The following is a 23,332-nucleotide window of genomic DNA, read 5'->3' as shown; positions in this document are numbered from 1 at the left end:
CTTTTAAACACAGTTTCTACTTCAGTTTACGTTATTTACTTTACAATTTTCTCTTTACCGGCTTTGGCAAGGTTGAAAGCTTCCTCCGCTTCTTCATACAAAATTTTCATAGAGATCTCGAAGCCATTGGCCATAAAATAGGTAACGTGGCCATCGATATTAAAACTTAGAAAAACGATCTGATCGGCATTAATAATAAGCGGCTGCCCCAAAACTTTTGCGCCCTCCAGTGAATTCGGCTTCCTGACATTTATAACGTAAGACGCTTTAATGGAGATCAGGCCATCCGATGTTGTTTTCATAATATACGCCATCCTGTAATTTTCCGTAAAGTTATTCAAATTAAAGCACATGAAAAAATCCCCAGTACAGACCGAGGATAATCAAAAGTATTAATATTTATAGTGATTGGTGTTTTTCTGAAGATAAAATCAAAATATTCCCGGATGGCTCCGGGAAATATTTCAGATCCCTTTATTGTGTTTATTTTTTAATAGTTGCATTACCGTATCCAACTACTATGCCACAGACGGTATGTCCTGAATTTTTTCGGAAATAAAATAATTTTTCAGTACATCTATCTGCCCAGGTACCTCATTTGCACAATATTTATAAAAACGGTACACTTTTAGATTGGTTGATCCTAACACACTAAAAAATATTACTTATGAAAGCATCTGCACAATCTGAAAACATCAATTCGCACTTTAACAGGGAAATAGAACGTCAAAAGGCCATTAAGGCACTGGAAAAGGCCAAAAGCATCAAGAGAAAAGTGGTTTTTCTTCCACAGGGCGCCACCGGAAACCTTACTTACAGGGATACATTTTAATGCCGATTGATTATCATATAAAATAAGCTACTGTTTGAGTAGCTTATTTTTTTATCCTGATCATAGTTTCTACCAGGAGACCTTTTAAATGAGTCAGCTGTTAACTGGTAATCGGAGCCTGGAAAGAGTATGTGCTTCCGGTCTCACCTTTTTTAAGGCAATCCATTATGGTCTTTTTTAGCAGGGATCCGGAGAAGAAATATTGAAAAGCATACTATATTTATCATACATCCGGCCCGCGAGACAACGGAACATTTTCGAACAGGCTTTAGAGTTTGGCATCAGAAAAATCAGGAAATCACTATTTGCACCATACGCTAACAATATATCTTTCAATTATCATTGAATTTAAATGTTAAATGAATTTTTAGTAGGGAATTGGTCATAAGAAACAGAAGAACTTAAGGGTGCAATTATGACGTACATCATAAACCAGGAGAATTATCCTTTATACTTTTGAAGTATATCCTTATTCAATTTTTGCACTTATTCTCACTTAGCTCCTCCTTTCTGCGGGGAGCTTTTTATTTCAGGGATTTTGTGACCCGCGTCATAAATTTTATGGTTTTTCATCATTAAGTTTGAAGTAATCAAATCAATTTTATTATGAAAAAGTCCCTATTAGCAGCATTTCTGCTGTGCTTATTATCGGCATGTACAAAATCCGAAACTCAATATACAGATCAGCAGAACAAAAGAGAATCGGTAAACAATAACGAATCTGATACCCTTCGTACCCTGGACCAGGTTTCAGATACGGCGGCCATACAACCAGACGCCACCGACAGAAAAACCGATAACGAATAATACACTAACAGGAAGAAAAACAATAAATCCTTAAAATTTTTCAACTATGATACCAAAGGGAAAGCTGCTGATTATCGGCGATAAAGAAGATAAAGGCGAAAAAGATTCCGAAATGGAGAAAAAAAACAATAATTTCTTCCCTAAAGAAATCCTCAAGCTGCTCGCTGAGTCCAAAGACGAACGCATTGAAGTAATTACCTCTGCAAGCTCTGAACCGGAAGGCATGCGGGAAACCTATACCAAAGTATTTAACGAAATCGGATACACGAATTTTGATTTTCTGGACATCTGTGACGAGTACCTGCATTCGGATTTTCATTTTAAACGAGTGGAAGCAGCCAAAACCGTATTCTTTACCGGAGGCGATCAGAGCAGGATTTGCAGAAGCTTAAAACAGTCTGTTCTTACCGATCTTCTGAAAAGAAAATACCAGGAGGAAGACGGCTTTATGATCGCCGGAACCAGCGCCGGCGCCATGTGTATGCCCAAAATCATGATTGTGGAAGCACTGAACGGCGAGGCCATGCTGGAACATGATATCGAACTCGATACGGGACTGGGATTTATTGAGAACTGCATTGTAGATACACACTTTGTACACCGTGCCCGGTTCGGAAGGCTTGCCCACGCAGTAATCCTTCACCAGGAATGCTGGGGAATCTGACTAAGTGAAGATACCGCACTGCTCATTGAAGAAGGCTGTAAGGCAACCTGCCGCGGCTCAGGGATGGCCTGGATCCTCAATGCCAGACAGATCGGGCAGACAAATACCCGTACCGTAAAAAAAGGCTTTCCGATCTATGCGGAAAACCTTAAAATCCATATCCTTGGCGACAACTGTAAAATCGATTTTAACAGTGATCTGTTTCAGGGAGCCAATACCGTGGAACAATAATAACGAAAGGAAACCAACAGTTGGTTTCCTTTCGTTATAATAAATGTGTTCTTTTTACATGGCTTTACTATTGAGATTGGTGTCTGCTACTTTCGTTAGAAGTGCATCGCATTTTTTCTCTTCTTCCAGCGTACTGAGCAGATGTTTCAGGCAATCTTCTTCCTGAAGTACTTTTGCAAAGGCTGCCAGGGTTCCGTAAGTTGCAATCTCGTAATGCTCTACTTTCTGTGCAGCTGCAATAATACCTGCATCCCTTACCGTTCCCGGTTCTGTCTCTTCCATAATGCTTTTTCCTTCATCCAGAAGCCCCTGCATAGCATCGCATTTTTTAGCCTGAGCTTTTTTGCCTATTGCTTTAAAGCACTCTTCCAGCCTTCCGATCTGGCCTTCCGTTTCCGTGATATGGTTATCGATGGCATTTTTAAGTTTTTCATCAGTGGCGTTTTTCATCATCGTAGGCAATGCTTTTAATAATGCCTTTTCTGCCCAATAAATATCTTTAAGAGAATCTTCGAAAAGATCTTTCAGTTCTTTAGCGGCTCCTTTTTTTGCAGGTGTCTTAGCAGTGGCTTTGGTTGCTGTTTTAGCAGGTGCCTTTGCTGTTGTTGTTTTAGGTGCTGTTGTTTTTTTAGCCGGTGCTTTTTTAGTTGCTGTCTTAGTTTCCATAATATAAAATATTTAGTGTCTGGTGTTGGTAAATCTGCAACTATAAGACCACTTTGATCCGAATCAGCAAACTGTGGTACTTAAAAAAATCAAACATATACCTTTCTGTTAATGATTTTCAGATAATTTTCTTTTTCCAGCTGCTTTACGGTTCTTACTACCGTTTCTACCCTCAGTGCCGTAATAGAAGCGATCTGCTGCCTGGTAAGCGGCACTTCGTACGAAAACTTGCTCTGGTCTTCCCGGAAGCTTTTATGATAATCGAGCATTCCCTTGATCCTTGTTACCGGACGCAACGAGGAATTGTTTTCCAGCATGATGTATTTGTAATAGAGCCTTTCGGATAAAAACTTATTGATATCCCTTGAAATCTGGGGATGCTCATCCAGCATTTTGATAAAATCACTTTTAGGGAGCTTCAGAAGGGTACATTCTTCAAATGTCACGGCATTAACAGGATATGTCTGATCAATGAATAAAAGGAGCTCGCAAACACTCAGCCCTGCATCAAGAATGGCCAGAATAAGCTCTTTCCCCTCATCATTATAATGGTTCAGTTTAATTCTTCCTTTAACAACCTGATAATAGTATTTGGGATTATCTCCTTCCCGGAAAATAATATGAGAACGCTGAAGCGTTTCCTGCTCTGCTCCGTAAGCTCGTAAAAGTTCTTCTGATATCAGCATATATAAGGGTTTTAAAGATTGCATCCGCTACAGCAGATGTAGGGATTTTTAAATAAAATTAAATGTAAAAAAACGGCAGTATTATGATTGAAATCATAAAGCAAATTCCTTGCCTTACACCTTTATTTTTCTGTATCACTTAAATTAACTTTATCAGTAAAATATGAGACTGCTCATAAAATCGTCAGTCTTTTTAAGCGTATTTTTAAATCAACCAATCAAAATATGCTATGAACATACGCAAGAACTTAAACCTGACTTTAAAGATATGGCGGCAGAAAAACAGGAAGGCCAAAGGGCAATTTGAAATCTATAAAGTTTCGGATATTTCCACTGATGCTTCTTTCCTGGAGATGCTGGATATCCTTAACGAACAGCTGATTCTCGAAGACAGGGAGCCGGTGGCTTTTGATCACGACTGCCGCGAAGGCATCTGCGGGATGTGCTCTTTATACATCAATGGAAGGGCACATGGGCCGGATACCGGAATCACGACCTGCCAGCTTCATATGAGAATGTTCAGCGACGGGGAAACCATCGTCATCGAACCCTGGAGGAGCATTGCTTTTCCGGTTATTAAAGATCTCATTACCGACCGTAGCGCTTTTGACAGAATCATGGCTGCCGGCGGATTTATTTCGGTGAACACTTCAGGGAATACGCTGGATGCCAATGCGATTTCCGTACCCAAAGAAGATGCCGACAAAGCGATGGATGCCGCTTCCTGTATCAGCTATGGTGCCTGCGTGGCCTGCTGTCCGAACGGTGCTGCAATGTTATTTGTAGGGGCAAAAGTATCTCATTTAGCCCTGCTTCCGCAAGGTAAGGTAGAAGCCAAAAGAAGAGTGCTGAATATGGTGCAGGCTATGGATGAGGAAGGCTTCGGAAACTGCTCGGTAATCGGCGCCTGTGAAGTAGAATGCCCGAAAAAGATTTCTCTCGACAACATCACCCGGATGAACAGGGAATATATGGCTGCATGGCTTGCTACCAAGTAGTGCAAAATGTCGAAAATCTCAGATGATTTATTAAAAAGAACATTGCCCAGGAAGAATGGATAAAGCAAATCAGATGTACTTCCAATAAAATTGAACTTCAACAAGAAAAACTCCTCAAAACTGAGGAGTTAAAGAAAAGTAAATGGGTCTGAAAATTATAGGTGTGATTAAAATTTCAATAGTCCTTCAGCGAGGCTTTTCCAATGTATTTTACTGAATCCGAATATCCCGCCAATGCCAATAAAGAAATTTCTTATTTTGTCTGAAAAACCGGTGTTGAAGTTCGGTCTTTCATTCCTTCCGTAAACCCCAACCTTTAAGGTATTTCCCTCTTTTGAAATCATAAAGTTGGACGTGGCCGCAGCACTGTAAAAATGGGCTATATTCTCATTGCGCTTCTGCGGTTCTTTGCTGGGCCTGCACATCATCATGTAAGATTCAGAAGTACCGGTTTCTCTTTGGGACAGATAAATGATTTCCACCCAGTCGTATCCTTCCTTCTGGTTTGCAGGCCCCGGAATTTCTATTCTTATAAAATCCCCTTTTTCGGGCATTCGGTTTGCCGGCTTTCCGAAAGAATCGAAATGTCTGAAATCCGCCGACGCCCCTCCGGCATACGACTTCCATTGATTGATGGAAAAAAAACGCTGCTTAAGGATATCAAATTTTAAATCCGCATCCATGTCCGTACAGGGTCTGGTATTTTCACTGTCATGGAATCCGCCTTTCTTCTGAATAGGAACTCCCGGAATCTGTTTCGGCTTCATAATCTTTTCGTTGTGGTCTTTACAAATTTAACATCCACTATTGGAAATTATTATGAGCAGGATCACAATAGACAGCATAAATCGGCCTTCTTGATTGTAATCATAACTTTATCCGGTATTAATCACGAAATTCGGGTTACTGATTCACAAAAACTTCCGCCAGCCTTATTTGTCATGGAAGAAATGAAGCATTATGAGTATGAGAAAGGTTCTTTCTGACAGATTTAAAAATCGGATGTTTTACTTTACGGAATGTGAAGGAAGTTCTGCCACAGCACTAATCCCTATTAGAAGCCGGATTTCTCTTAAGCCCTGTATTTGGGTTTTCCGGATCCCGCCACCGATTTTTACTGCAACCATGATTACTCTTTTTCTATCATACCGTGGACGCTTGCGGAAGGCACTTCCTGACTTTTTATGTATTAACAAAATATATTGATTATGAACCTCCAGAAAGATTTATTAGAATGTATCGGAAACTATCTGCAGGCATCCGAGGAGACCGTTGCTACCGCAGAAAGCGTTACTGCGGGGTTTTTACAGTTTTCCTTTTCACAGGTCAAGGATGCTTCAAAAATTTTTAAGGGCGGGATCACCGTCTATACCCTGGAAGAAAAAGTGAAGTTTCTGCAGGTCGACGAAAAGGAAGCGGAAGCCTGTGACTGTGTATCGCAGAATATTTCGGATACCATGGCCCTGAACGTGGCCAAATCATTCAATACCGACTGGGGAATGGCCATCACAGGTTATGCCACGCCCGTCGAAAAATCAGATTTCAAATTATTTGCCTACTTCTCATTCGCTTATCAGGGCAAGGTTGTTCTTTCCCGGAAAATGGATCTGAATTCCAGAAAAGACTCCATCAGCGCACAGCTCTGCTACAGCGAATTTATGCTGGAATGCCTGAAGGTAGAAATAGAAAACCAGCAGATCCGTAAAGAAGAGGAATCTTAACGATCCATTAACTCATCATCAACACCACAAATATTATCTATGGAAAACTTACAGCTAAAGGACAAAAATGTATTTATCACCGGAGCCGCTACGGGCATAGGAAAAGCAACGGCTTTACTATTTGCCAGGGAAGGCGCCCATATTTCTTTCATACATTATCAAGACACGGAAGATGCAGAAGCCACAAAAAATGAAATTACGGCTTTGGGCAGAAAAGCTTTACATTTTGACGGGGATATCAACGATACGGAATTCGGTAAACAGGCGGTAGAAAAAACCGTTTCGGAATTTGGGGGAATCGATATCCTGATCAATAATGCCGGGGCCCAGTTTCCTACGGAAAGTATTGCAGACCTGGAAGAAGAAAAGGTGAGAAAAACGTTCAACTCAAATATTATCGGAATGATTTTGCTGACGAAGGCCGTGTTTCCGTACCTGAAACAAGGCAGCTCTATTATTAACACGACATCAGCCGTCGCATATCTGGGGCATGAGGAACTGGTGGATTATTCGGCAACAAAAGGAGCCATTGTTTCCTTTACGAGGTCTCTTGCCCTGAAGGCAAAGTCTAAGGGAATCCGCGTCAATGCGGTAGCTCCCGGACCTGTGGCTACACCGCTTACGGAAAAGACCTTCGGAGAGGAGGAGGAAGATTACAGCAAACCGCCACTGAAGCGAAACGCTTTCCCTGAAGAGATCGCCTCCTGTTTTTTATTTTTAGCAACCGATGCTGCTGCACAGATGACCGGGCAGGTGCTGCATCCGAACGGAGGATTAATTGTAAACGGATAATCCGATATGAACGGAGTTATGATACAATATTTCCACTGGTACCATCCGGGGGATCTGTGGAATGAATTTGCTGACCGGGTAATCCTTTTAAAAGACCTGGGCTTTACAGCCGCATGGCTGCCGCCTGCAACCAAAGGTGACCTGGGTACGGAAGGACGCGGATACGACCTTTATGATCTGTACGATCTCGGCGAGTTTGACCAAAAAGGCGGAGTTCCCACAAGATATGGTACCAGGGAAGAATACCTGAATGCCATTGAGAAAGCCCACGAAGCCGGCATTTCGGTATATGCCGACATTGTGCTGAACCACAGGATGGGCGGTGATGAGAACGAATGGATCACCGTACATGAAGTGGATGAAAATAACCGGAATAATATTATTTCCGAACCCTTTGATGTTTCTGCAAACACCCGGTTTACCTTTCCCGCAAGAAAAGGCAAATATTCTGATTTTATCTGGGATTACCGCTGCTTCAGCGGGATCGATACTGCATGGAAAAACAGAAAAAAATAACCGGGATTTTTAAAATCCACAATGAATACGGTACGGAATGGACGGATGACGTAAGCCATCAGCTGAGAAATTACGACTACCTCATGGGCGCTGATGTGGAATACCGGAACCCCCACGTCATCCAGGAAATGAAAAACTGAATCCGCTGGTATTCTGAAACTACCCAAGTAGACGGGTTCCGGCTCGATGCCCTCAAACACTTTTCCTCCGATTTTCTAAAAGAATGGATCACCTACATCAAAACAGAAGTGGATCCCGGTTGCTATATCCTGGGAGAATTCTGGAAGGATGATGCGGAAAAAATAGGGATCTTCTCCGACAAGATGGATGAGCTGATTTCCTGTTTTGACGCACCGTTGCATTACAATTTTTTCAGGGCGTCGGAAGAGGGCAGCGATTATGATCTCAGACGGATTTTAACGGGAAGCCTTTTGGAAAAAAGACCTCTATATTCAGTTTCATTTGTGGAAAATCATGATACGCAGCAGCTGCAGGCCTTGGAATCGACCGTAAAAGACTGGTTCAAACCTTTGGCTTATGCCATCATCCTGCTTTCGGAAGAGGCTTATCCTTGTGTTTTTTATCCCGATCTTTTCGGCGCGGAATATACGGATATCAAAGATGGTGAAGAAATCAATATTGTCATGCCCAAAGTTGAAATTCTTCCCGCTTTACTAAAAGCCAGGCATCAGTTTGCCTATGGTGAACAGATCCGTTATTTTGACCACCCAAACTGTATTGCCTGGGTGAGGAAAGGTGATGAAGACCATTCAGTATGTGTCACGATTATTTCAAACAGCGAAGAAGGCAGTAAGGAAATTGAAATCGGTAAAGAGTATGCCTATGCCGTATTTAAAGATTTCCTTGGCTACAGGAACGATGAGGTTACAGCAGATGGAAACGGAAAAGCTGTTTTCAGGGTCAATGCCCGTTCGGTAAGCGTTTGGGTACGGTCTGATGCGTGATCACGGCTGAATATTCAGAAGCAGCTCTTCCATATTGCGGATAATTTGATTGCCATCATCCCCTGCTGTGACAGCAAGAAATATAAGGAACTACATAATCCGTCATTAATAAATCAAAAAAAACTTTACCCCTTGCTTTCCATATAGCAGAGGCATTTTTTTGGGTAGTATTTGATTACATCAATCTCCATGACTTCTGCTGATCTGAAGATTAAAACCAATCAACCGGCAAGATGCAAAAACCAATCACTACAATATTCTGTACACCGGATACTGGCGGAAAGTCTTTTCTTCAAAGTACGGCGAATTCCTGTAGATCCAGTCCAGCTGGTCGGTGCCGTCTTCTGCAAACTTTGGGTCGGATGCTTTTTTGGATTCGAATTTCTGCTTTAAAGTTTTATCCTTTTTCAGCAGTTCAGCCGCCGTATCCTCAAAAATGTAGGCGGAATAATATTCTTTCTGTGCTAAAATACCATCGAAGAAATTCCAGTTGAAGAACGAATCCAGCGCTTCCGGTTCCAGGGTTTCGATGAGGTATTTAACACCTTCCTGATTGGTTGGGACCAGATAATCTCCCGCTGAAAACAGGATACTTCTGTTTGACTTGTCAACCGTCGTTTCAGAATGCGGATAATGTCCTTCATAAGCGTTTTTAGCCGTCTTGAAATCGTTGATTGTATAGGATTCTACGGCAATGGTACTGTCTTTTTGGATCGGCTTCATCCGGATCCCGTTTCTTCTGAGCTCTTCAATCACCCGATATTGTGACTGGGGAATAACGTAATATTCCGGAATGGTAATAAATCCTGTCGGAACGGCTGTCGTAAAGAGCTTGATGTTTTTCGTAAAGGGTTTGTTCCGGTCATAATACAGCCTCGGCTTCCCGGAAATTTCGCTCGGTTTGTATTTTCCTTCGTAGCCTTTGAAATCCATGGCCGTGTATTTCGTAGAATCGATTTTCCAGCGGATGCCGTAGGATTTTCCGGCCTGGTATTGTTTCAGGTTTTCTGTTCTGAGCTGCTTGATTTTCCGATATTCTTTATCCAGGTTTTGCAGGTTCACCAGCATGTATTGGTAAGTAGCATCTACTCTTTTGTCATAAGGTTTCAGCATATGGGTTTCCGGCATCGTCGACAGGGCATTGAACAGCGAAGCATAGCCGGTAGAATATCGTGGCGAATCTTCAAAAGCAGCAAATCCGATGTCCGGAACATCCCCGTGGATATTGACGTACGGTGTGCTTTCGTAGCCGATTTTCTTTAAATCTTCCAGGTTTTTCGCCTGATAGGTGGTGTAAAAATAATTTCCGAGCACGTTTCCCAACCGTTCCTTGAACGTTGAAATGTAGGTAAAGGTGTATTGGTAATCGGCTCCGTTGCTCACGTGGTTATCGATGAAGACATCCGGCTTCAGCCACTGGTAAATTTCCTGGAAGCTTCTGGCATTTTTCGTATCGGCTTTAATGAAATCCCTGTTCAGATCGAAATTCCGTGCATTTCCCCTGAAACCATAGGCTTCGGGACCGTTCTGGTTCGCTCTGGAAAAGGAACCGCGGTTAAGCATTCCGCTGACGTTATAGGCAGCAATGGCGGCCACGATGAAATTCCGGGGAGTTTTAATTTTCCCGGTGGCCAGATCCCGCATCAGCATCATGGTCGCATCGATTCCGTCAGGCTCGCCGGGATGGATCCCGTTGTTGACGAAGAGCACCGCTTTGTCTTTTCTGAGTTGTGCTATTTTCTTTTCCGGAAACGGGTTGTAAAGAACCACATAGATCGGTTTCCCATTATCATCCTCTCCTTTTTTCAGGTATTGGATGGTGTTGAAATTTTTTGCCAGCTCCCGGTACCAGGAATTCATTTCGTCATAAGTTACCGTCTGGTTGCCATTGCCTTTTTCAAAAGGGGTTTTGAAATGGGTTTGGGAAAATAAAAGAGAGGAAGCCAAAAGGAATAGAAGCGCGTTCAGTTTCATTGATGGAGGTTTAAGGCTTCAAAAGTAGTTAAAGTTTTGGGATTTAAGCGGGAAGAGGGAAGCTGGATGCCGGAAGTTTTGATATTAAGTGTAAATGACCACCCCCGTCTCCGGCCTTTGGCCGGAGCCACTCCTCCGAAGGAAGGGAATTTCGATTAAGCATTGAAATTCAGTTATATAAAATAACAATCAGGGGATATGTCGTTTAAACTGCTAGGTGAAAGAATACTCTTAACAGGTTTAATTTAATCTTTATTCCTTCCTTTTTCATCCGGATATAAAGACGGAAGCGGGCCGCTCTGCCAGAATGCTTTGGTATCGACATCCATAATCGTGAGAGATCCTGTAAAGGCCGCTCCGGTGTCCAGGTTCCAGATGTTGGCTTTATTAACCGGTTCTTTGCTCCCGAGATGTAAAGTGGGTGTGTGGCCGATGAATATTTCGTTGTACAGAAGCAGCCTTTTAGGATAGAGTTCGGAATTTTTCGACAACTTTTTATCCATTGCTACAGCGGTTTCCCAAAGCGTCCGGTCCCAGCGGTAATTGCTGGAATAGACTTCCTTTTCAGGACCATGCATGGAAGAATAGCCGGCATGGATAAACAGCCGGTTTTCCGCATCCACATGATAGTTTTTCATCCGCTGAAAAAATTTCAGGTGCATTTCCAGTTCATCCAAAGAATATCCGGAATAGCTTTCCACCGTACTTTTCCCACCATTGGACAGCCAGACGTCTTCATTTTTCCCGAAAGAAAGCCAGTCTTCGCACCAGGCATCGTGGTTGCCTTTGATGAAAATACATTCCTGCTTTTCAGACAATTCGATTAAAAACCTGATCACCTGGGAAGACCCGCTCCAGCCGTCGACATAATCGCCCAGGAAAATTAGGGTGTCATTTTCTGTCACCCCCGCTTTGTCCAAAACCTGCTCCAGGGCTTTAAAACCTCCGTGGATATCGCCAATGGCTAATGTTCTTTTCATTTATTGTCTCCAAACATTAAATTCATACCTGATAAAATTCCGAGAGCAAAATCTTTTGATTTTTTGGACACCGTCTTCTCCGGAAAATTTTTTAATAAAGAAATCTTTTAAATCATCAAAAGAGGTCAGGCTCTTCAGTAATTTAAATTTTATAGTGTTGATTTTATTGATTTCCAAATAATATTCATAATCAAAATCTCCGGTAATTTCTTTAATTATGCTTCCGTATTCACAACCGTAAATTATAATCTTACTATCAATTGAAACCGTAATTACTGTATTCAGATTCTCTGTCTTTAAGCAGTGTAATTCAAATACCACCTTATTTTTCATTATTTCAAAATATATTTTGCATCCACAAAATCCGTCAGCCAGACGTTGTTTTCGGAAAGATAAAACGGGATTCCGGCTTCATGCATTTTTTCGGTTTCTATGGTTAAGATCACCGGCTTTCCGTGTCGCATCCCGACTTTGGTGGCGGTTTCCTTATCCTGGCTTAAATGCACGTGCTGACGGTTTCTTTTCTCAATCCCGTTTTCCATGATCGAAGGGATGTTTGCTTCTGCTGTCCCGTGATACAGGAATTCAGGTGGCTGTTGTGGTTTCAAAGCCAGATCAATATCGATCGAATGGCCCTGATTGGCCCTGATCCTGGTTTTATCTTCATTGAAAACAAACCGTTTTTTGTCGTTGGTTTCCACTATTTCGGTCAATTCCTCCAGCGTAAAGCTTCTTTCGTGCTTTGCGCATTTTTCCATCAGCTCATCCACCGAGGCCCAGCCGTTTTCATCCAGGGTCAGGTTGATTACCTCAGGTTTGTGTCTCAGAACCAGGCTCAGAAATTTGCTGATTCTTTTTTTATGTTGTTCGTTCATTTTTATAGATCGTTAATGATGCGTTGTTCTTTTATTCTGAGGATAAAAGAATCTAGCCTTCTGTAAATTGCATAATATTGAAAATAATCTTGTTTTAGAGATTCATATGTTTTTTTCTCATTTGCCTTCACCCCAGCAAGAATAGCATATTTCTGGTATTTGATTGCCTCTCTATCTTTATTATTGTTTTTAATAGCAATATATTCATCTATATCTTCATCAATAATATTATACGACTGAAGATGAAGCCTTAATATTGAATTGCCAGATTCTTTTCTTTTTCTACTTTTATATATTTTTAAGAGGCCATTAAAATCTTCTTCATTCAAATCATTTACATTCTCAACACCTTTACCTTTGCAATAATTACGAGTTAAAAGATCTGTCTCTTCATAAGCACTTTTAAGTTTTTGCTGAATTTCAGGGTTAATTTCACAATTATTTAATTTTCTCCAAAAAGCATCTGCTAAATAACCCTCCCCAAACTCTCCATTATTTGCAAAACTAATTTTGCCGTACTCTTCAATTGCTTTTATAAAATTTTCATTTTGATTTTCATAAAAGAATAAGTTTCTAATATACATATTGATCCCAAAATGATTTCTTTCTGTTCTAAATTGTGTTAAAACGGTTTCATTTTGAATTTCATTAATTTTTTCTGTCCCATAATCTTGAACTAAAAATTCTATTGCTTCACCTATTGTATTAATCAGCGCAATCTTTTCTTTTTTAGAGTTATATTTTTGGGTTTCATACTTTATTAAATCTTCTATGTTTAAACGACTGCTCTCTTTTACATCTGTCTCAAAATCTTTATTTAGTTTAATGAAATAATCATCAGCTATAATATTCCTAGACTTGGTTTCTAAAAATTTTTCAAGTCTGACTCTATAAAATCTCATCTCATCTTCGATATAATCAATTACGCTCTCATCAGTGAAATTCTTGAATTTATTGCCAAAGAAAACATCAATTAGTTTAATCTTTCCTTTAATTTCATTTTCTTCTTTTACAAATTTTATTACAAATCCTATGTAATTGTTTTTTGGGTTTTCTATATAATTTTTAAGTACAATTTCTTTACATTTTTCTACTGTATTCACAAAAACCATATCCTGATCTTGAGATGAAAACTTTTGAAAATTATTTTGTCCGAGAAAAATAATCTCTCTTTCATCTACAATCGTAAAGAATACTTTATTTTTCATGACATCTTTCCTTTAATCTTTTACATAACACTTCAATATCCTCTTTTCTCGCCAACACCTCAACCCACTCTTCGGGAATTGCTTCAAAGCCGTAATAAATTCCGGCCAGTCCGCCGGTGATCGCTCCGGTGGTATCGGTATCTTCTCCCAGATTCACTGCTTTTAAAACCGCTTCGGAATAGCTTTCCGAATTCAGGAAACACCATAAGGATGCTTCCAGGCTGTGAAGGACATAGCCTGAAGAACTTATTTCTTCCTCTTGTAAAGTGTATAACGGATCCAGTTCATAGTCACCTACTTTTAATTCCAGAATACGATGGAACTTGTCCATTTCGTCCTGCGAGCAGATCGGATGCTGATTCAGAAACTGCCGAACGGTTTGCTGCATGATCCGGTAAGCTTCCCACTTGTCTTTTCCTTTCAAAAGTTCCAGAACCAGTTCCAGATAAATAAAACAGGCCAACACAGACCGGATATGTCCATGGGTAATGCTGGAAACCTCTTTTACCGTATCAAAACGTTTTTCAATCGGAAGATCTTTGATATAGAAGGCCAATGGCAAAATTCTCATCAAAGAACCATTCCCATTATCAAATTCTGAATTTCCGCCGCATAAAGTAGGAAAGATTCCCTTACCTATTCTGTGAATGGCTTGTGAGGTGGCAATTCCAATGTCGAAAACCCGCCCGTGAGGTGTCCAGATCTCTGCATTGTACCATTGTAGAAACTTTAGCGCCATATCCTCCAAGTCGTATCCGTTATAAAGGCTGTCAGCAAGACATAAGGTTAACGAACCGTCATCACTCCATGTTCCGGCGGGCTGGTGGTGGGTTCCCATCGACCTCATTGTAGTAACCGGAGAGCGTTTCAACTGTTCCCGGCTCCTGAACTCCACCGGTACGCCCAGCGCATCACCCACACAAACGCCGAAGATTCCGGCTTTTACAAAACTTTTCATTTTAATTTATCATTTAACTTTTCACAAAGCTTGTCAATATCCTCTTTTCTTGCCAACACATCAATCCACTCTTCAGGAATATTTTCAAAACCGTAATAAATTCCTGCAAGCCCGCCGGTAATCGCTCCGGTGGTATCGGTATCTTCTCCCAGATTCACTGCTTTTAAAACCGCTTCGGAATAACTTTCCGAATTCAGGAAACACCATAAGGATGCTTCGAGGCTGTAAAGGACATAGCCGCCGGAACTTATTTCCACTTCAGGGTATTTTGACATATCATTTTTTAGAATCCGATCAAAAAGCTGTATTTCCTTTGGATTAAAACCTTGATTTTCTGCAAAGTTCAAAGCCATCTTTTGAATATGAGTGTAAGCTTCTTCTTTATTCTTTCCTTTAATCAGCTCAATGGCAAAAACCACATAGACAAAGCAGGCAAAAACAGAGCGGAAATGCCCGTGGGTAATGGATGAAACCTCTTTTACCGTCCGGTATAAAGTTTCGATATCTTCTTCATCCTTAAGATAAAAAGCCAACGGGAGGATCCTCATCAGAGAGCCGTTCCCGTTATCTTCTTCAAAAATATTCCCTGAAAAACGGGCGCTTTCCCCTTTGATGAGCCTTGCAATGGAATGCCTGGTCGTTCCGCCAATATCGAAAAGCCTGCCGTGTGCTGTCCAGTGGCCGTATTTTACCCATTTCACAAAACTTTCGCCGATCTTTTCCAGATTGTAGCCTTTTGTTAAACTCTCGGCAAGACATAAGGTCAAAGAGCTGTCATCGCTCCAAGTTCCTTTCGGCTGGTTCCAGGAACCGAATTCCTGCATATTTGTGACCGGAAAACTTTTCAGGGTTTCCCTGCTCTTAAACTCCACCGGCACGCCCAGCGCATCACCCACACAAACACCGAAAATTCCTGCTTTTACGCTATTTTCCATCAGGCAAGGTTTACCAGTTTATCAAACAACAGTTTCATTCCCTGGGTTGCGGTTTCTTTCATGACTACTGCTCTCTGCCCGTAGCCGAAGTTCGTTTCGTTGGGATTGATCACGATCAGAAGACAGTCGTCTTTGATGTCATGAAGCAGTCCGGCCGCCGGATACACCTGCAGGGAGGTTCCGATCACCAGGAAAATATCGGCTTCTTTCGCCATTTGGGTGGCTTCCCTCATCAACGGAACATCTTCCCCGAACCAAACAATGAAAGGCCTCAGCTGTGACCCGTCTTCCGCTTTATCGCCAATGTTAATGTCATGTTTATGCTCGTAGATCAGCTTCTTATTGTTGCTTGAACAGGATTTGAACAGCTCGCCGTGAAGATGCAGGATATTGGTCGATCCGGCTCTTTCATGCAGGTCGTCGATGTTCTGGGTAATGATCTGAACGTCGAAATATTTTTCTAGTTCCGCCAGTAAATGATGGGCCTCGTTCGGTTCCACTTCATGAAGCTGGCGGCGGCGCTGGTTGTAAAATTCCAGGACCAGTGCCTGGTCTCTGCGCCATCCTTCCGGACTGGCTACATCGGTGATGCTGTGATTTTCCCAGAGCCCGTCTCCGTCTCTGAAGGTTTTTATTCCGCTTTCGGCACTGATTCCGGCGCCGGTTAATATGGTTAGTTTTTTCATTGGTTTTTATTTTTTAAATTAACGCAGAGTTCGCAAAGAATCTTTATAAACTAACTGCTTAGAGGTTCGCAAAGGCGTTTCACTCAGCAAAGAACATAAAACTTAGATCCTGTTTCAATTTTAACTCAGAAATTTTACGTTGTTATTTTTAATCTTAATTTTCTGAACTTAAATAAACTTTGTTTATTCTTAACTTTTACTGCTGTAGAAACTTTTAGATCAATTTTAATGAATAAGACAGCACTCAATAAATTGATTTTTAAGCTAAGATATCTTAATTACTTAATGGTAAAAAAAATCAGCTCCAAATTTAAGCAAGCCCTTACATTTTATTATTGTTCTCCAATAATTCTCTATAAACCGCTTCATTTTCATCATCAAAGCAGATGAAAACAACTTTTTCGATGATGTCTGACTTGAAATTCTTCACCGTTTCTACGGCAATTTTTCCTGCCGCTTCTTTCGGAAAGCGGTAGACGCCGGTGCTGATGTTGGGAAAAGCAATGGTTTTTACGCCAAGGCTTTCTGCCAGTTTGAGTGAATTTTTATAGCAGTTCTCCAGCAAGGAGAAGCACTTCTCTTCGTCTCCGTTCCAGACCGGCCCAAAGGTATGAATAACGTATTGTGCCGGAAGATTACCGGCTGTGGTTACTACCGCTTCTCCGGTGTTGCACTTCCCCTGCCTGTTCCTTATTTCGATACATTCTTCCAAGATCTGTTTTCCACCGGCCCTGTGAATAGCACCGTCTACCCCGCCGCCGCCCAGCAACGAGGAGTTGGCTGCATTCACGATAGCATCGACCTGTATTTTGGTAATGTCGCCTTTAATGAGTTCAATGTTCATAAAATCTGCTTTTTTTCCAGTTTTCAATAGTGACTGTCCATTCCGGGATCGTGTTTTCCTCACAGCACAGAATGCTTACGCCTCCGGCCATGGCACAGGTTGTATCCCGGTCGCCTAATGCGGAAACGGTATTCCAGAGACATTCTTCCAGATTGTGCCGATAGCGGGAAAGCATCCAGATCACCAGCGGTACCGTATCCTGAGCCGTCATTCCGGTTCCGTTGCCCAATGTTTTCACCAACAGTTCCGTACTGGGATTTCCGTCTAAATATAAGCATTTGTTCAGTTTGCTTTTCATAACAGTTCCGTACTGGGATTTCCGTCTAAATATAAGCATTTGTTCAGTTTGCTTTTCATATCGGAATCCATTAATTCGTTCTGAATATTTCGGATGAAATCCTGCTGACCGAATTTTTCCATTCCCAGCTTTTCCCGGACCGCAAAGGCAGCAGCCAGGGCGATGGCTTTTGTCCCTTCCATAGCTTCCCGGTTGGCGTGGGTCACTTCACACGACCGTTCCGCATTTTCTTTCAGTCTGGTAAAATCATCGTAAAAGTAAGCTCCGATTACAGCAGCCCTCATCGCGCCGCCGTTTCCCATAGAACCCTGACCTTCAAATTTCGCATAGGACACTTCTTTCCAGTGCTCACCGCTTTTTACTTCTCTGAAATACCGGTGCATGGAAGGACCATATCCGCGGTTGATGTCTGAATAATAATTTTCAGTAAACTCTTCCGCCAGAAAATCCTGATCAATTTCCCCGAATTGCTCCAACGATCTGAAAACGGCGATGGCCATAATGGTATCATCGGTGAAATCCAGATTCCCTTCAGGAGTGATCCTTTGCTGGATATGGCTTTTCACGGAGTGTTCTTCTCCGAAAAAACATTCACCGAAAGCATCGCCGATGGATATTCCCGTAAGCGATCTCGAAGCGAGTAAGTGTTTATCTTCCATTATTTTAGCCTTAATTTATTATTCAGAACCTCATCATCAAACAGCAACGGTTTTTCTTCAGGCAACATCAGCTGATCCAGTGTATCATTTAAAACAAACTGATGCTGTTCTTTTACTAATTCCGAAATATCTTCAATTAAAATGAGATCTTCCCTGGCAAAAGACTTGATCAGGTCATTCCTCAATCCGATCTGGATTGCTCTTCTTTCCTGCTTTGCCCCGAAAGGATCATGATCCGGATCCCACTGCAATCTGGCGGAGGATGCTTGTACCTCATCCTGCCATTCTTCCCTGGAGATTCCCAACCGGTCATTGTAGGAAGAATAGACGGCGTTTTCCAGGTATTTTCTGAAAGCATCCATCTTCAGGTGAATGGCCAGCACGTATTCCTGTCCTTCTTTTGTTCCCCAGCCGTTCCGGTACATCATCCACAAAAAGTTCGGCTTGATCCAGGTCATCCTTTCCAGGCTGAAAGGCCCTCCGAAATACTGGTTCTTTACGGCAAATTCCCCGATGGCTTTCCGGTAAGACCGGTACACGATAATCTTTTCGTCATCATATTGCGCCATGAGGTGATGCCCTTCCTGCGGCCAGTCCCGTATCTGTTCTTTGTATTTTTTTAATTTGAGTTTCATGATATTTCTTCGAACGGCCTGATCATTTCCTCTTTTTTTGACAGAATCGCAAAGACCACTCTTTTAAATTTGTTTTTGTATTTTCCCTGAAGATGCTTTTTAAACAGCTCCGCTATTTCTACCGGATCATTTTTAAACACGCCGCATCCCCAGGCGCCTAAAATCAGGGTTTCATTTCCCTGATGTAACGCCAGCGCCAGCATCTTCTCCGTTCTTACATCCATGGCTCCGAAGATTTCACCGGCTCTTTCCGGCTCTTGACGCTTGACAACGCCCGCGTTCACTGCCGGAGAGGTGATGAAATTGCACACAACCGGCTTCGGCAGCAATTCCCCTTTGTCCTTACGGAAAACCGGGACTTTCGGGCTGTCGATCATCATGTCGGTATAAAAGCAGGATTCCATTTCACGGTGGATTTTATAATAATCCCATGCCTGGAGCAGGCTTTCATGCAATCCCGAAGTTCTTGCCAGGCTCTCCTCCTGTGCTTCGGCTCCGTTGATGAAGCCGCCGCCGGGGTTTTTGGCTGATGCAAAATTCAGGCACATGATTTTTTCCTGGTCTTCCTCTTCCGCCAACTGTAAAATGGCTTTCAGGGAACTGCATCTCCAGACTTCAAACCTGGTCTCAAAATGCTTCTCCGGAATTTCTTTTTCCGTAAGTTCCGCAAGTTCTTCAGATGAAAACAGAACGGTTCCTCTGGTAGAAGCTTCCAGTTCGTTTTTAATGCTTATTCTTTCGTTGTTTTCGTTGATATAATATTTCCTGGCTAAGATTTCCAAGGTATCTTTTGCCATTCCTTTATTGGTCATGGTGAGTTTTTTAATGTTGAATAATACATTTTCAATGGCTGCATGTTCCGTTTCTTCGAAGTCTTTCCCGATAAAAACCTGGGTAACTTCAATGGTTCCTGTAATGGCCTGATTGAAAGCTTCCAGCTCTTCTGCCGGAACCCAAAGTTCATTATGGTTTTTCGCCCCTACATTTTGGGAAGGGTATTTATTGACCGCTTCCTCCAGCACTTCAAATTTGGTGACGAATCCCAAATAATTTCCGGCTTCATCGCGGGTATTCCATTTTTCGGCAATTTCGGAAGCATAATCTTCATTCAGGACAGGATAGAAAATCGGCTGCCATTCCAGTCTGGGAGGAAATGCCCTGTAACCGTTTTCAATGATTAAAAGCATTTCTTTTTCTCCGACCGGTCTGTATAAGGTTTGTGTTTTCATGGTTATTTATTATTTGGCTAAAGCCGTTTGATTTCTTTCCTTTAAAAATGGGCTAAAGCCCATTCCTATTGATAAAATGATTACAGTCTATTCAAGATCATAAACATATACTTCTATACCATTTTCAAGCAATGCACTTTGAATAATCGGTTCGATTTCTTCCCATTTTCCTCCTGCGAGGCCACAACCGATCCTCGGCATATGGATGCTTGCCTTTAATGACAAAGCTTCATCAGCAAGTTTTTTCAGGCAGCTTTCAACTGCCTCATACCGAACCGGAGGTATTCCTTTTGAAGTAGTGGCGGTTTTATGCTGGCCGATCATATTGCATATCCAAAGGTCTTCCTCCACCTGAACCATTTGAATTTCTCCCAGATTAAAATGAGTTCCGCTTTTATACCAGTCCCGGTAATCATTCTCAGGCTTCTTCCATCTTTTGGAAACGGCTAAAACAAAGCCTTTCCCCCAGCCTCCGGTATCGTTGCAGATATGGGCTATGATTTGAGTTCCTGCTGTTGACGGATTTGTAGCGTCCCCTTTTATATATTTAATCTTCTTCATGATGCTCTTTTCTGATTATAATTGATCATTAAATTCTTCTGAAGTCCTTTGAGTACGGAGAATATGATCCCCATATTTCATCAAACCTGATATTCAGCTTTCCTGGTTCGAAAGGTACGTCCAGTTGATCGAGGCAAGTGACCACAAGGTTTTTCCGCTGGGCAAATCCATAGCCTTCATCTATCTTTAAGGCATAGTCCAGCAGTTGGTAATCCAGATCCCCGGTACGGAAGGCTCCCTGATAGTCATTGAACGTACAGGTTTCCTCTTCATTGTTCCGGAGCGGAAGCTCCCGTTCATTGCTCATCCAGCCGTTTCCGTGACGGGTGCCATAGTTTCTTGTAACATAGAACATTTCGATATCACCGATTCCCAGCTGCCGGCACACTTCATGAGCATTTTTTGAAGTGGTGTGGGCATAGGTTACGTTTGGAAATACGCCGTGGTCCATATCCAGCAGGATTCCCTGGCTGCCTTCAAAGATCAGATGGTCAAAACTTTTCAGGTAGCCGTAGCCTTCGATATTCCAGTCCAGCTCATCGATGGCGTGGAGAAAACCATCCAGTGCCTGCTGTATTTTTTCGCCCTCTGAAAAGCCATAATAAAGGGCAACACCTTTCAGCTTTTCGATCAGCATCGGTCTCGGTGCGATCAGGTCGGCCGCAAACAGCCGGTAAGGGCTTTCATGCCTTTTCATCGTGGCACCAACTCCTTTTCCGCAGGTTCCATGTGCGGTATTCCTTACATCTCTCCTGTTGTGAAGGACATCAAAAGGCGTCGTTACTTTTGCCAATGGATGGATATGAAGTTCGGTATTCCCTCCCTTGGCTTTCAGTTCCTTCCATTCATTGTACATAAAAACGGGATGGATGGTACAGTGCTCCGTAAAATAGGACGGCAGGCCCCGCAATGCCCCGCTGCCAAAACTGGAATGGACATGCTTCCGGTCACCGATCATCACCGTATGCGCCGCCTGCTGCCCTCCTGAAAACCGGATGACTACCGATTCCAGATTCCGGGCTGCGAGGAAATCGGTGGTGATGCCTTTGCCTTCATCCCCGAATCCCAGTCCTATAACGATTTCTGCCGTTTTCATCTTAAAAACCGTTGAATCATTCCGCTCCATACTTCCCGTTGTTCATGTTCTGTATGCGCTCCGGCTAGACGGGTTTTGCAGACAATTTCCTTGATCACGTACGGAACGTCCCGGTAATCGGTGATCGATACGCAATTTCTTCCCAACAGGTCTTTCCATCCGCGGTCAGCCCGCATCGCCTGGTCTGAGTGCAGAACATTGATGTGGTAGACTTCATATTTCTTTCTTGCTTCAGCCAGAAGTTCCTTATGGGTAAAGGTCTGCTGGCCGGCTCCCATAATCTCCCGGATCGCAGAGGCAGGAAGGGTTTTCAGGCAGGGCTCGTCACCCACCGTAAACAGCAATCCTCTCTGCCCTCTTTTTTCAAAAGCATCCGTCCGGGTATGGAAAGCGGCAAAATACCAGGCCAGCAGATAACTTTCTCCGCCATTTCCACCGCCTCCGGATTCGATATAAGTTCTAGTCAGCCACATATCCAGTTCTTCATCACCGGATTCAAACTGCCCGACCTGCAGTGGATAACTGTCGCATTCATGATCCCCGATTCCCATGAACAGGAGTGCGGCATCCGGAACCCCGCCCTGGATAATTCCGCCCATTAGCTTAGGAAGACCTTCCTGGATCAGGTTATACGGAATATGGCCCATGCTTCCGGTAACATCCAGTCCTAAAATAATCGGAAACGATTCCGGGTGTACGGATGAATCCCGGGCTTCCCTGAAGAAGACGCCGTTCGGGTTCATTGATTCGTGTGCCCTTCTTTCCGCGTTCTGAGTGAAAATTTCACCTGCACTTTTTGATGCATATCCCATCTTTCTTGCTCGGTCGAAACGAGCATCCATGTCGTATCTTGTACTTCCCATAACGTAAATTTTAGTTAAAGACTGATTTTATAGTTACCCGTTGCATTCCGGGCTTTATTTTAATGCAATACGGAAATTAATTCTATCCGTTTATTGTTCTCTTGTGTACATGATGTCTGTCCTCAGCACATATTTCAATCCGTTGATCAGTGTTTTTCCTTCGTGTCTTAAAGGATGATGGAAAACGAGAGCGGAACCTTTCTTCGGAGCTACGGTGAACAATCCTTCAAATTCGGTTTCCCCGCCTCCAAAATCATCATTGAGATAGATCAGGAAAGTGTAAAAACTTTTTTCATGTTCATTCCTGATGTAGCTTCCGTCGCGGTGCATCTTAAACCGTTGTCCTGGCGAATATTTATAGATCCTGAACATCTCATTAAAGCCTGTGACTTTATAGTTTTCATGGGTCTGAGGAAGAAATCCGACGGCTCTCTGATAAAGGTTTTCAGCCAATTCGTTATCGAAAACCATCAGCCGGTCATTGTTCCTTATGCCTTTGCTCATGACCTGCCGTCCCTGCATATTGATCTTTGCTTCTTTAAAGACTTTGTCTTTTGTCAGTTCAATATAATGGTCGCATTCCTCATTCGTCAGGAAATTTTCGATCAGGAAGATCTCCGGATGCAGTATTGTCTTTTCCATGATATCATGTG

At 42.4% G+C, this 23,332-nt stretch carries 32 protein-coding genes; 11 read left to right on the top strand and 21 right to left on the bottom strand.

What is annotated here, in order from left to right; all coding sequences use genetic code 11:
• Positions 1-35: 35 nt before the first annotated feature.
• On the bottom strand, positions 36-302 hold the full coding sequence (locus tag ACED20_RS05835) for a hypothetical protein (protein ID WP_294241141.1): 267 nt from the start codon (positions 300-302) through the stop codon (positions 36-38).
• A gap of 365 nt (positions 303-667) precedes the next feature.
• Here ACED20_RS05835 and ACED20_RS05830 point away from each other — a divergent pair, with 365 nt between their 5' ends.
• The 4 genes from ACED20_RS05830 to ACED20_RS05815 all read left to right on the top strand — a co-directional run bounded on the left by ACED20_RS05830 (position 668) and on the right by ACED20_RS05815 (position 2,534).
• Complete coding sequence (locus ACED20_RS05830) at positions 668-832, top strand: hypothetical protein (RefSeq protein ID WP_294201187.1); 165 nt, start codon at positions 668-670, stop codon at positions 830-832.
• A 606-nt stretch (positions 833-1,438) separates the two neighbouring features.
• Positions 1,439-1,639: a hypothetical protein gene (locus ACED20_RS05825; protein ID WP_294221684.1), complete on the top strand. Its 201-nt coding sequence runs from the start codon at positions 1,439-1,441 to the stop codon at positions 1,637-1,639.
• 46 nt (positions 1,640-1,685) lie between these two features.
• Positions 1,686-2,303 (top strand): cyanophycinase, encoded by a 618-nt coding sequence (locus ACED20_RS05820; RefSeq protein WP_294241139.1) that lies wholly within the window; start codon positions 1,686-1,688, stop codon positions 2,301-2,303.
• A 63-nt stretch (positions 2,304-2,366) separates the two neighbouring features.
• On the top strand, positions 2,367-2,534 hold the full coding sequence (locus ACED20_RS05815) for a hypothetical protein (protein ID WP_378103771.1): 168 nt from the start codon (positions 2,367-2,369) through the stop codon (positions 2,532-2,534).
• Between the two features lie 54 nt (positions 2,535-2,588).
• On the opposite strand, the gene ACED20_RS05810 is transcribed toward ACED20_RS05815, so the two are convergent.
• The gene (locus tag ACED20_RS05810; RefSeq protein ID WP_294241134.1) at positions 2,589-3,200 is read right to left on the bottom strand and encodes a ferritin-like domain-containing protein; all 612 of its coding nucleotides are present in this window, start codon (positions 3,198-3,200) and stop codon (positions 2,589-2,591) included.
• Between the two features lie 89 nt (positions 3,201-3,289).
• Entirely contained in the window at positions 3,290-3,886 is a 597-nt protein-coding gene (locus tag ACED20_RS05805; RefSeq protein ID WP_294201180.1) for a Crp/Fnr family transcriptional regulator, read from the bottom strand.
• 230 nt (positions 3,887-4,116) lie between these two features.
• On the opposite strand from ACED20_RS05805, the gene ACED20_RS05800 reads away from it, so the two are divergent.
• On the top strand, positions 4,117-4,884 hold the full coding sequence (locus ACED20_RS05800) for a succinate dehydrogenase/fumarate reductase iron-sulfur subunit (protein ID WP_345766872.1): 768 nt from the start codon (positions 4,117-4,119) through the stop codon (positions 4,882-4,884).
• A 167-nt stretch (positions 4,885-5,051) separates the two neighbouring features.
• On the opposite strand, the gene ACED20_RS05795 is transcribed toward ACED20_RS05800, so the two are convergent.
• Positions 5,052-5,651: a hypothetical protein gene (locus tag ACED20_RS05795; RefSeq protein ID WP_294241132.1), complete on the bottom strand. Its 600-nt coding sequence runs from the start codon at positions 5,649-5,651 to the stop codon at positions 5,052-5,054.
• Between the two features lie 441 nt (positions 5,652-6,092).
• Here ACED20_RS05795 and ACED20_RS05790 point away from each other — a divergent pair, with 441 nt between their 5' ends.
• Genes ACED20_RS05790 through ACED20_RS05770 form a run of 5 tightly spaced genes read left to right on the top strand, consistent with a single transcriptional unit; the run spans position 6,093 to position 8,878 of the window.
• Entirely contained in the window at positions 6,093-6,605 is a 513-nt protein-coding gene (locus tag ACED20_RS05790) for a CinA family protein (RefSeq protein ID WP_294233191.1), read from the top strand.
• A gap of 39 nt (positions 6,606-6,644) precedes the next feature.
• Complete coding sequence (locus ACED20_RS05785) at positions 6,645-7,397, top strand: SDR family oxidoreductase (protein ID WP_378103768.1); 753 nt, start codon at positions 6,645-6,647, stop codon at positions 7,395-7,397.
• Between the two features lie 6 nt (positions 7,398-7,403).
• Entirely contained in the window at positions 7,404-7,913 is a 510-nt protein-coding gene (locus ACED20_RS05780; RefSeq protein WP_378103765.1) for an alpha-amylase family glycosyl hydrolase, read from the top strand.
• Positions 7,892-8,053 (top strand): hypothetical protein, encoded by a 162-nt coding sequence (locus tag ACED20_RS05775; RefSeq protein WP_378103762.1) that lies wholly within the window; start codon positions 7,892-7,894, stop codon positions 8,051-8,053. The genes ACED20_RS05780 and ACED20_RS05775 overlap by 22 nt, the downstream gene beginning before the upstream one ends.
• Entirely contained in the window at positions 8,054-8,878 is an 825-nt protein-coding gene (locus ACED20_RS05770) for an alpha-amylase domain-containing protein (RefSeq protein WP_345767755.1), read from the top strand.
• Between the two features lie 249 nt (positions 8,879-9,127).
• Here ACED20_RS05770 and ACED20_RS05765 read toward each other — a convergent pair whose 3' ends face one another.
• The gene (locus ACED20_RS05765) at positions 9,128-10,852 is read right to left on the bottom strand and encodes a hypothetical protein (RefSeq protein WP_378103761.1); all 1,725 of its coding nucleotides are present in this window, start codon (positions 10,850-10,852) and stop codon (positions 9,128-9,130) included.
• 36 nt (positions 10,853-10,888) lie between these two features.
• Here ACED20_RS05765 and ACED20_RS05760 point away from each other — a divergent pair, with 36 nt between their 5' ends.
• The gene (locus ACED20_RS05760; RefSeq protein WP_295212055.1) at positions 10,889-11,011 is read left to right on the top strand and encodes a hypothetical protein; all 123 of its coding nucleotides are present in this window, start codon (positions 10,889-10,891) and stop codon (positions 11,009-11,011) included.
• A gap of 86 nt (positions 11,012-11,097) precedes the next feature.
• On the opposite strand, the gene ACED20_RS05755 is transcribed toward ACED20_RS05760, so the two are convergent.
• The 16 genes from ACED20_RS05755 to ACED20_RS05680 form a co-directional block, all read right to left on the bottom strand.
• Positions 11,098-11,832, bottom strand: a complete 735-nt coding sequence (locus tag ACED20_RS05755; RefSeq protein WP_294241125.1) for a metallophosphoesterase family protein — start codon at positions 11,830-11,832, stop codon at positions 11,098-11,100.
• Entirely contained in the window at positions 11,833-12,165 is a 333-nt protein-coding gene (locus ACED20_RS05750) for a hypothetical protein (RefSeq protein ID WP_294202518.1), read from the bottom strand.
• Complete coding sequence (locus ACED20_RS05745; protein WP_294241124.1) at positions 12,165-12,707, bottom strand: RNA 2'-phosphotransferase; 543 nt, start codon at positions 12,705-12,707, stop codon at positions 12,165-12,167. The genes ACED20_RS05750 and ACED20_RS05745 overlap by 1 nt, the downstream gene beginning before the upstream one ends.
• Before the next feature lie 2 nt (positions 12,708-12,709).
• On the bottom strand, positions 12,710-13,915 hold the full coding sequence (locus tag ACED20_RS05740) for a hypothetical protein (RefSeq protein WP_345766871.1): 1,206 nt from the start codon (positions 13,913-13,915) through the stop codon (positions 12,710-12,712).
• Positions 13,905-14,873 (bottom strand): ADP-ribosylglycohydrolase family protein, encoded by a 969-nt coding sequence (locus ACED20_RS05735; protein ID WP_294241120.1) that lies wholly within the window; start codon positions 14,871-14,873, stop codon positions 13,905-13,907. The genes ACED20_RS05740 and ACED20_RS05735 overlap by 11 nt, the downstream gene beginning before the upstream one ends.
• Positions 14,870-15,808: an ADP-ribosylglycohydrolase family protein gene (locus ACED20_RS05730; protein WP_294241118.1), complete on the bottom strand. Its 939-nt coding sequence runs from the start codon at positions 15,806-15,808 to the stop codon at positions 14,870-14,872. Before ACED20_RS05730 ends, ACED20_RS05735 begins: the two co-directional genes overlap by 4 nt.
• Positions 15,808-16,494 carry an NAD-dependent deacylase gene (locus ACED20_RS05725; RefSeq protein WP_345766870.1) on the bottom strand — a complete coding sequence of 229 codons (687 nt, stop codon included), beginning with the start codon at positions 16,492-16,494 and terminating at the stop codon, positions 15,808-15,810. Before ACED20_RS05725 ends, ACED20_RS05730 begins: the two co-directional genes overlap by 1 nt.
• A 322-nt stretch (positions 16,495-16,816) precedes the next feature.
• On the bottom strand, positions 16,817-17,338 hold the full coding sequence (locus ACED20_RS05720) for an O-acetyl-ADP-ribose deacetylase (RefSeq protein WP_378103757.1): 522 nt from the start codon (positions 17,336-17,338) through the stop codon (positions 16,817-16,819).
• The gene (locus ACED20_RS05715; RefSeq protein WP_378103756.1) at positions 17,328-17,636 is read right to left on the bottom strand and encodes an ADP-ribosylglycohydrolase family protein; all 309 of its coding nucleotides are present in this window, start codon (positions 17,634-17,636) and stop codon (positions 17,328-17,330) included. The genes ACED20_RS05720 and ACED20_RS05715 overlap by 11 nt, the downstream gene beginning before the upstream one ends.
• The gene (locus ACED20_RS05710; protein WP_378103754.1) at positions 17,633-18,295 is read right to left on the bottom strand and encodes an ADP-ribosylglycohydrolase family protein; all 663 of its coding nucleotides are present in this window, start codon (positions 18,293-18,295) and stop codon (positions 17,633-17,635) included. The genes ACED20_RS05715 and ACED20_RS05710 overlap by 4 nt, the downstream gene beginning before the upstream one ends.
• A complete protein-coding gene (locus ACED20_RS05705; RefSeq protein WP_378103752.1) occupies positions 18,295-18,930 on the bottom strand; it encodes a DUF4291 domain-containing protein in 636 nt (211 codons plus the stop codon). The genes ACED20_RS05710 and ACED20_RS05705 overlap by 1 nt, the downstream gene beginning before the upstream one ends.
• A complete protein-coding gene (locus tag ACED20_RS05700; protein ID WP_345766867.1) occupies positions 18,927-20,159 on the bottom strand; it encodes a TIGR02452 family protein in 1,233 nt (410 codons plus the stop codon). The genes ACED20_RS05705 and ACED20_RS05700 overlap by 4 nt, the downstream gene beginning before the upstream one ends.
• A gap of 87 nt (positions 20,160-20,246) precedes the next feature.
• Complete coding sequence (locus ACED20_RS05695) at positions 20,247-20,720, bottom strand: macro domain-containing protein (RefSeq protein ID WP_378103750.1); 474 nt, start codon at positions 20,718-20,720, stop codon at positions 20,247-20,249.
• A gap of 28 nt (positions 20,721-20,748) precedes the next feature.
• Positions 20,749-21,846 (bottom strand): adenylosuccinate synthetase, encoded by a 1,098-nt coding sequence (locus ACED20_RS05690; protein WP_345766866.1) that lies wholly within the window; start codon positions 21,844-21,846, stop codon positions 20,749-20,751.
• Positions 21,813-22,679, bottom strand: coding sequence for a hypothetical protein (locus ACED20_RS05685; protein ID WP_345766865.1), 867 nt, complete (start codon positions 22,677-22,679; stop codon positions 21,813-21,815). The genes ACED20_RS05690 and ACED20_RS05685 overlap by 34 nt, the downstream gene beginning before the upstream one ends.
• A 90-nt stretch (positions 22,680-22,769) precedes the next feature.
• A complete protein-coding gene (locus ACED20_RS05680) occupies positions 22,770-23,321 on the bottom strand; it encodes a 2OG-Fe(II) oxygenase (protein ID WP_345766864.1) in 552 nt (183 codons plus the stop codon).
• Between the last annotated feature and the right edge of the window lie 11 nt (positions 23,322-23,332).

It is taken from the genome of Chryseobacterium sp. sg2396, from assembly GCF_042610505.1.
GTDB lineage: Bacteria > Bacteroidota > Bacteroidia > Flavobacteriales > Weeksellaceae > Chryseobacterium.
This window is presented reverse-complemented; position numbering and strand designations above follow the sequence as displayed.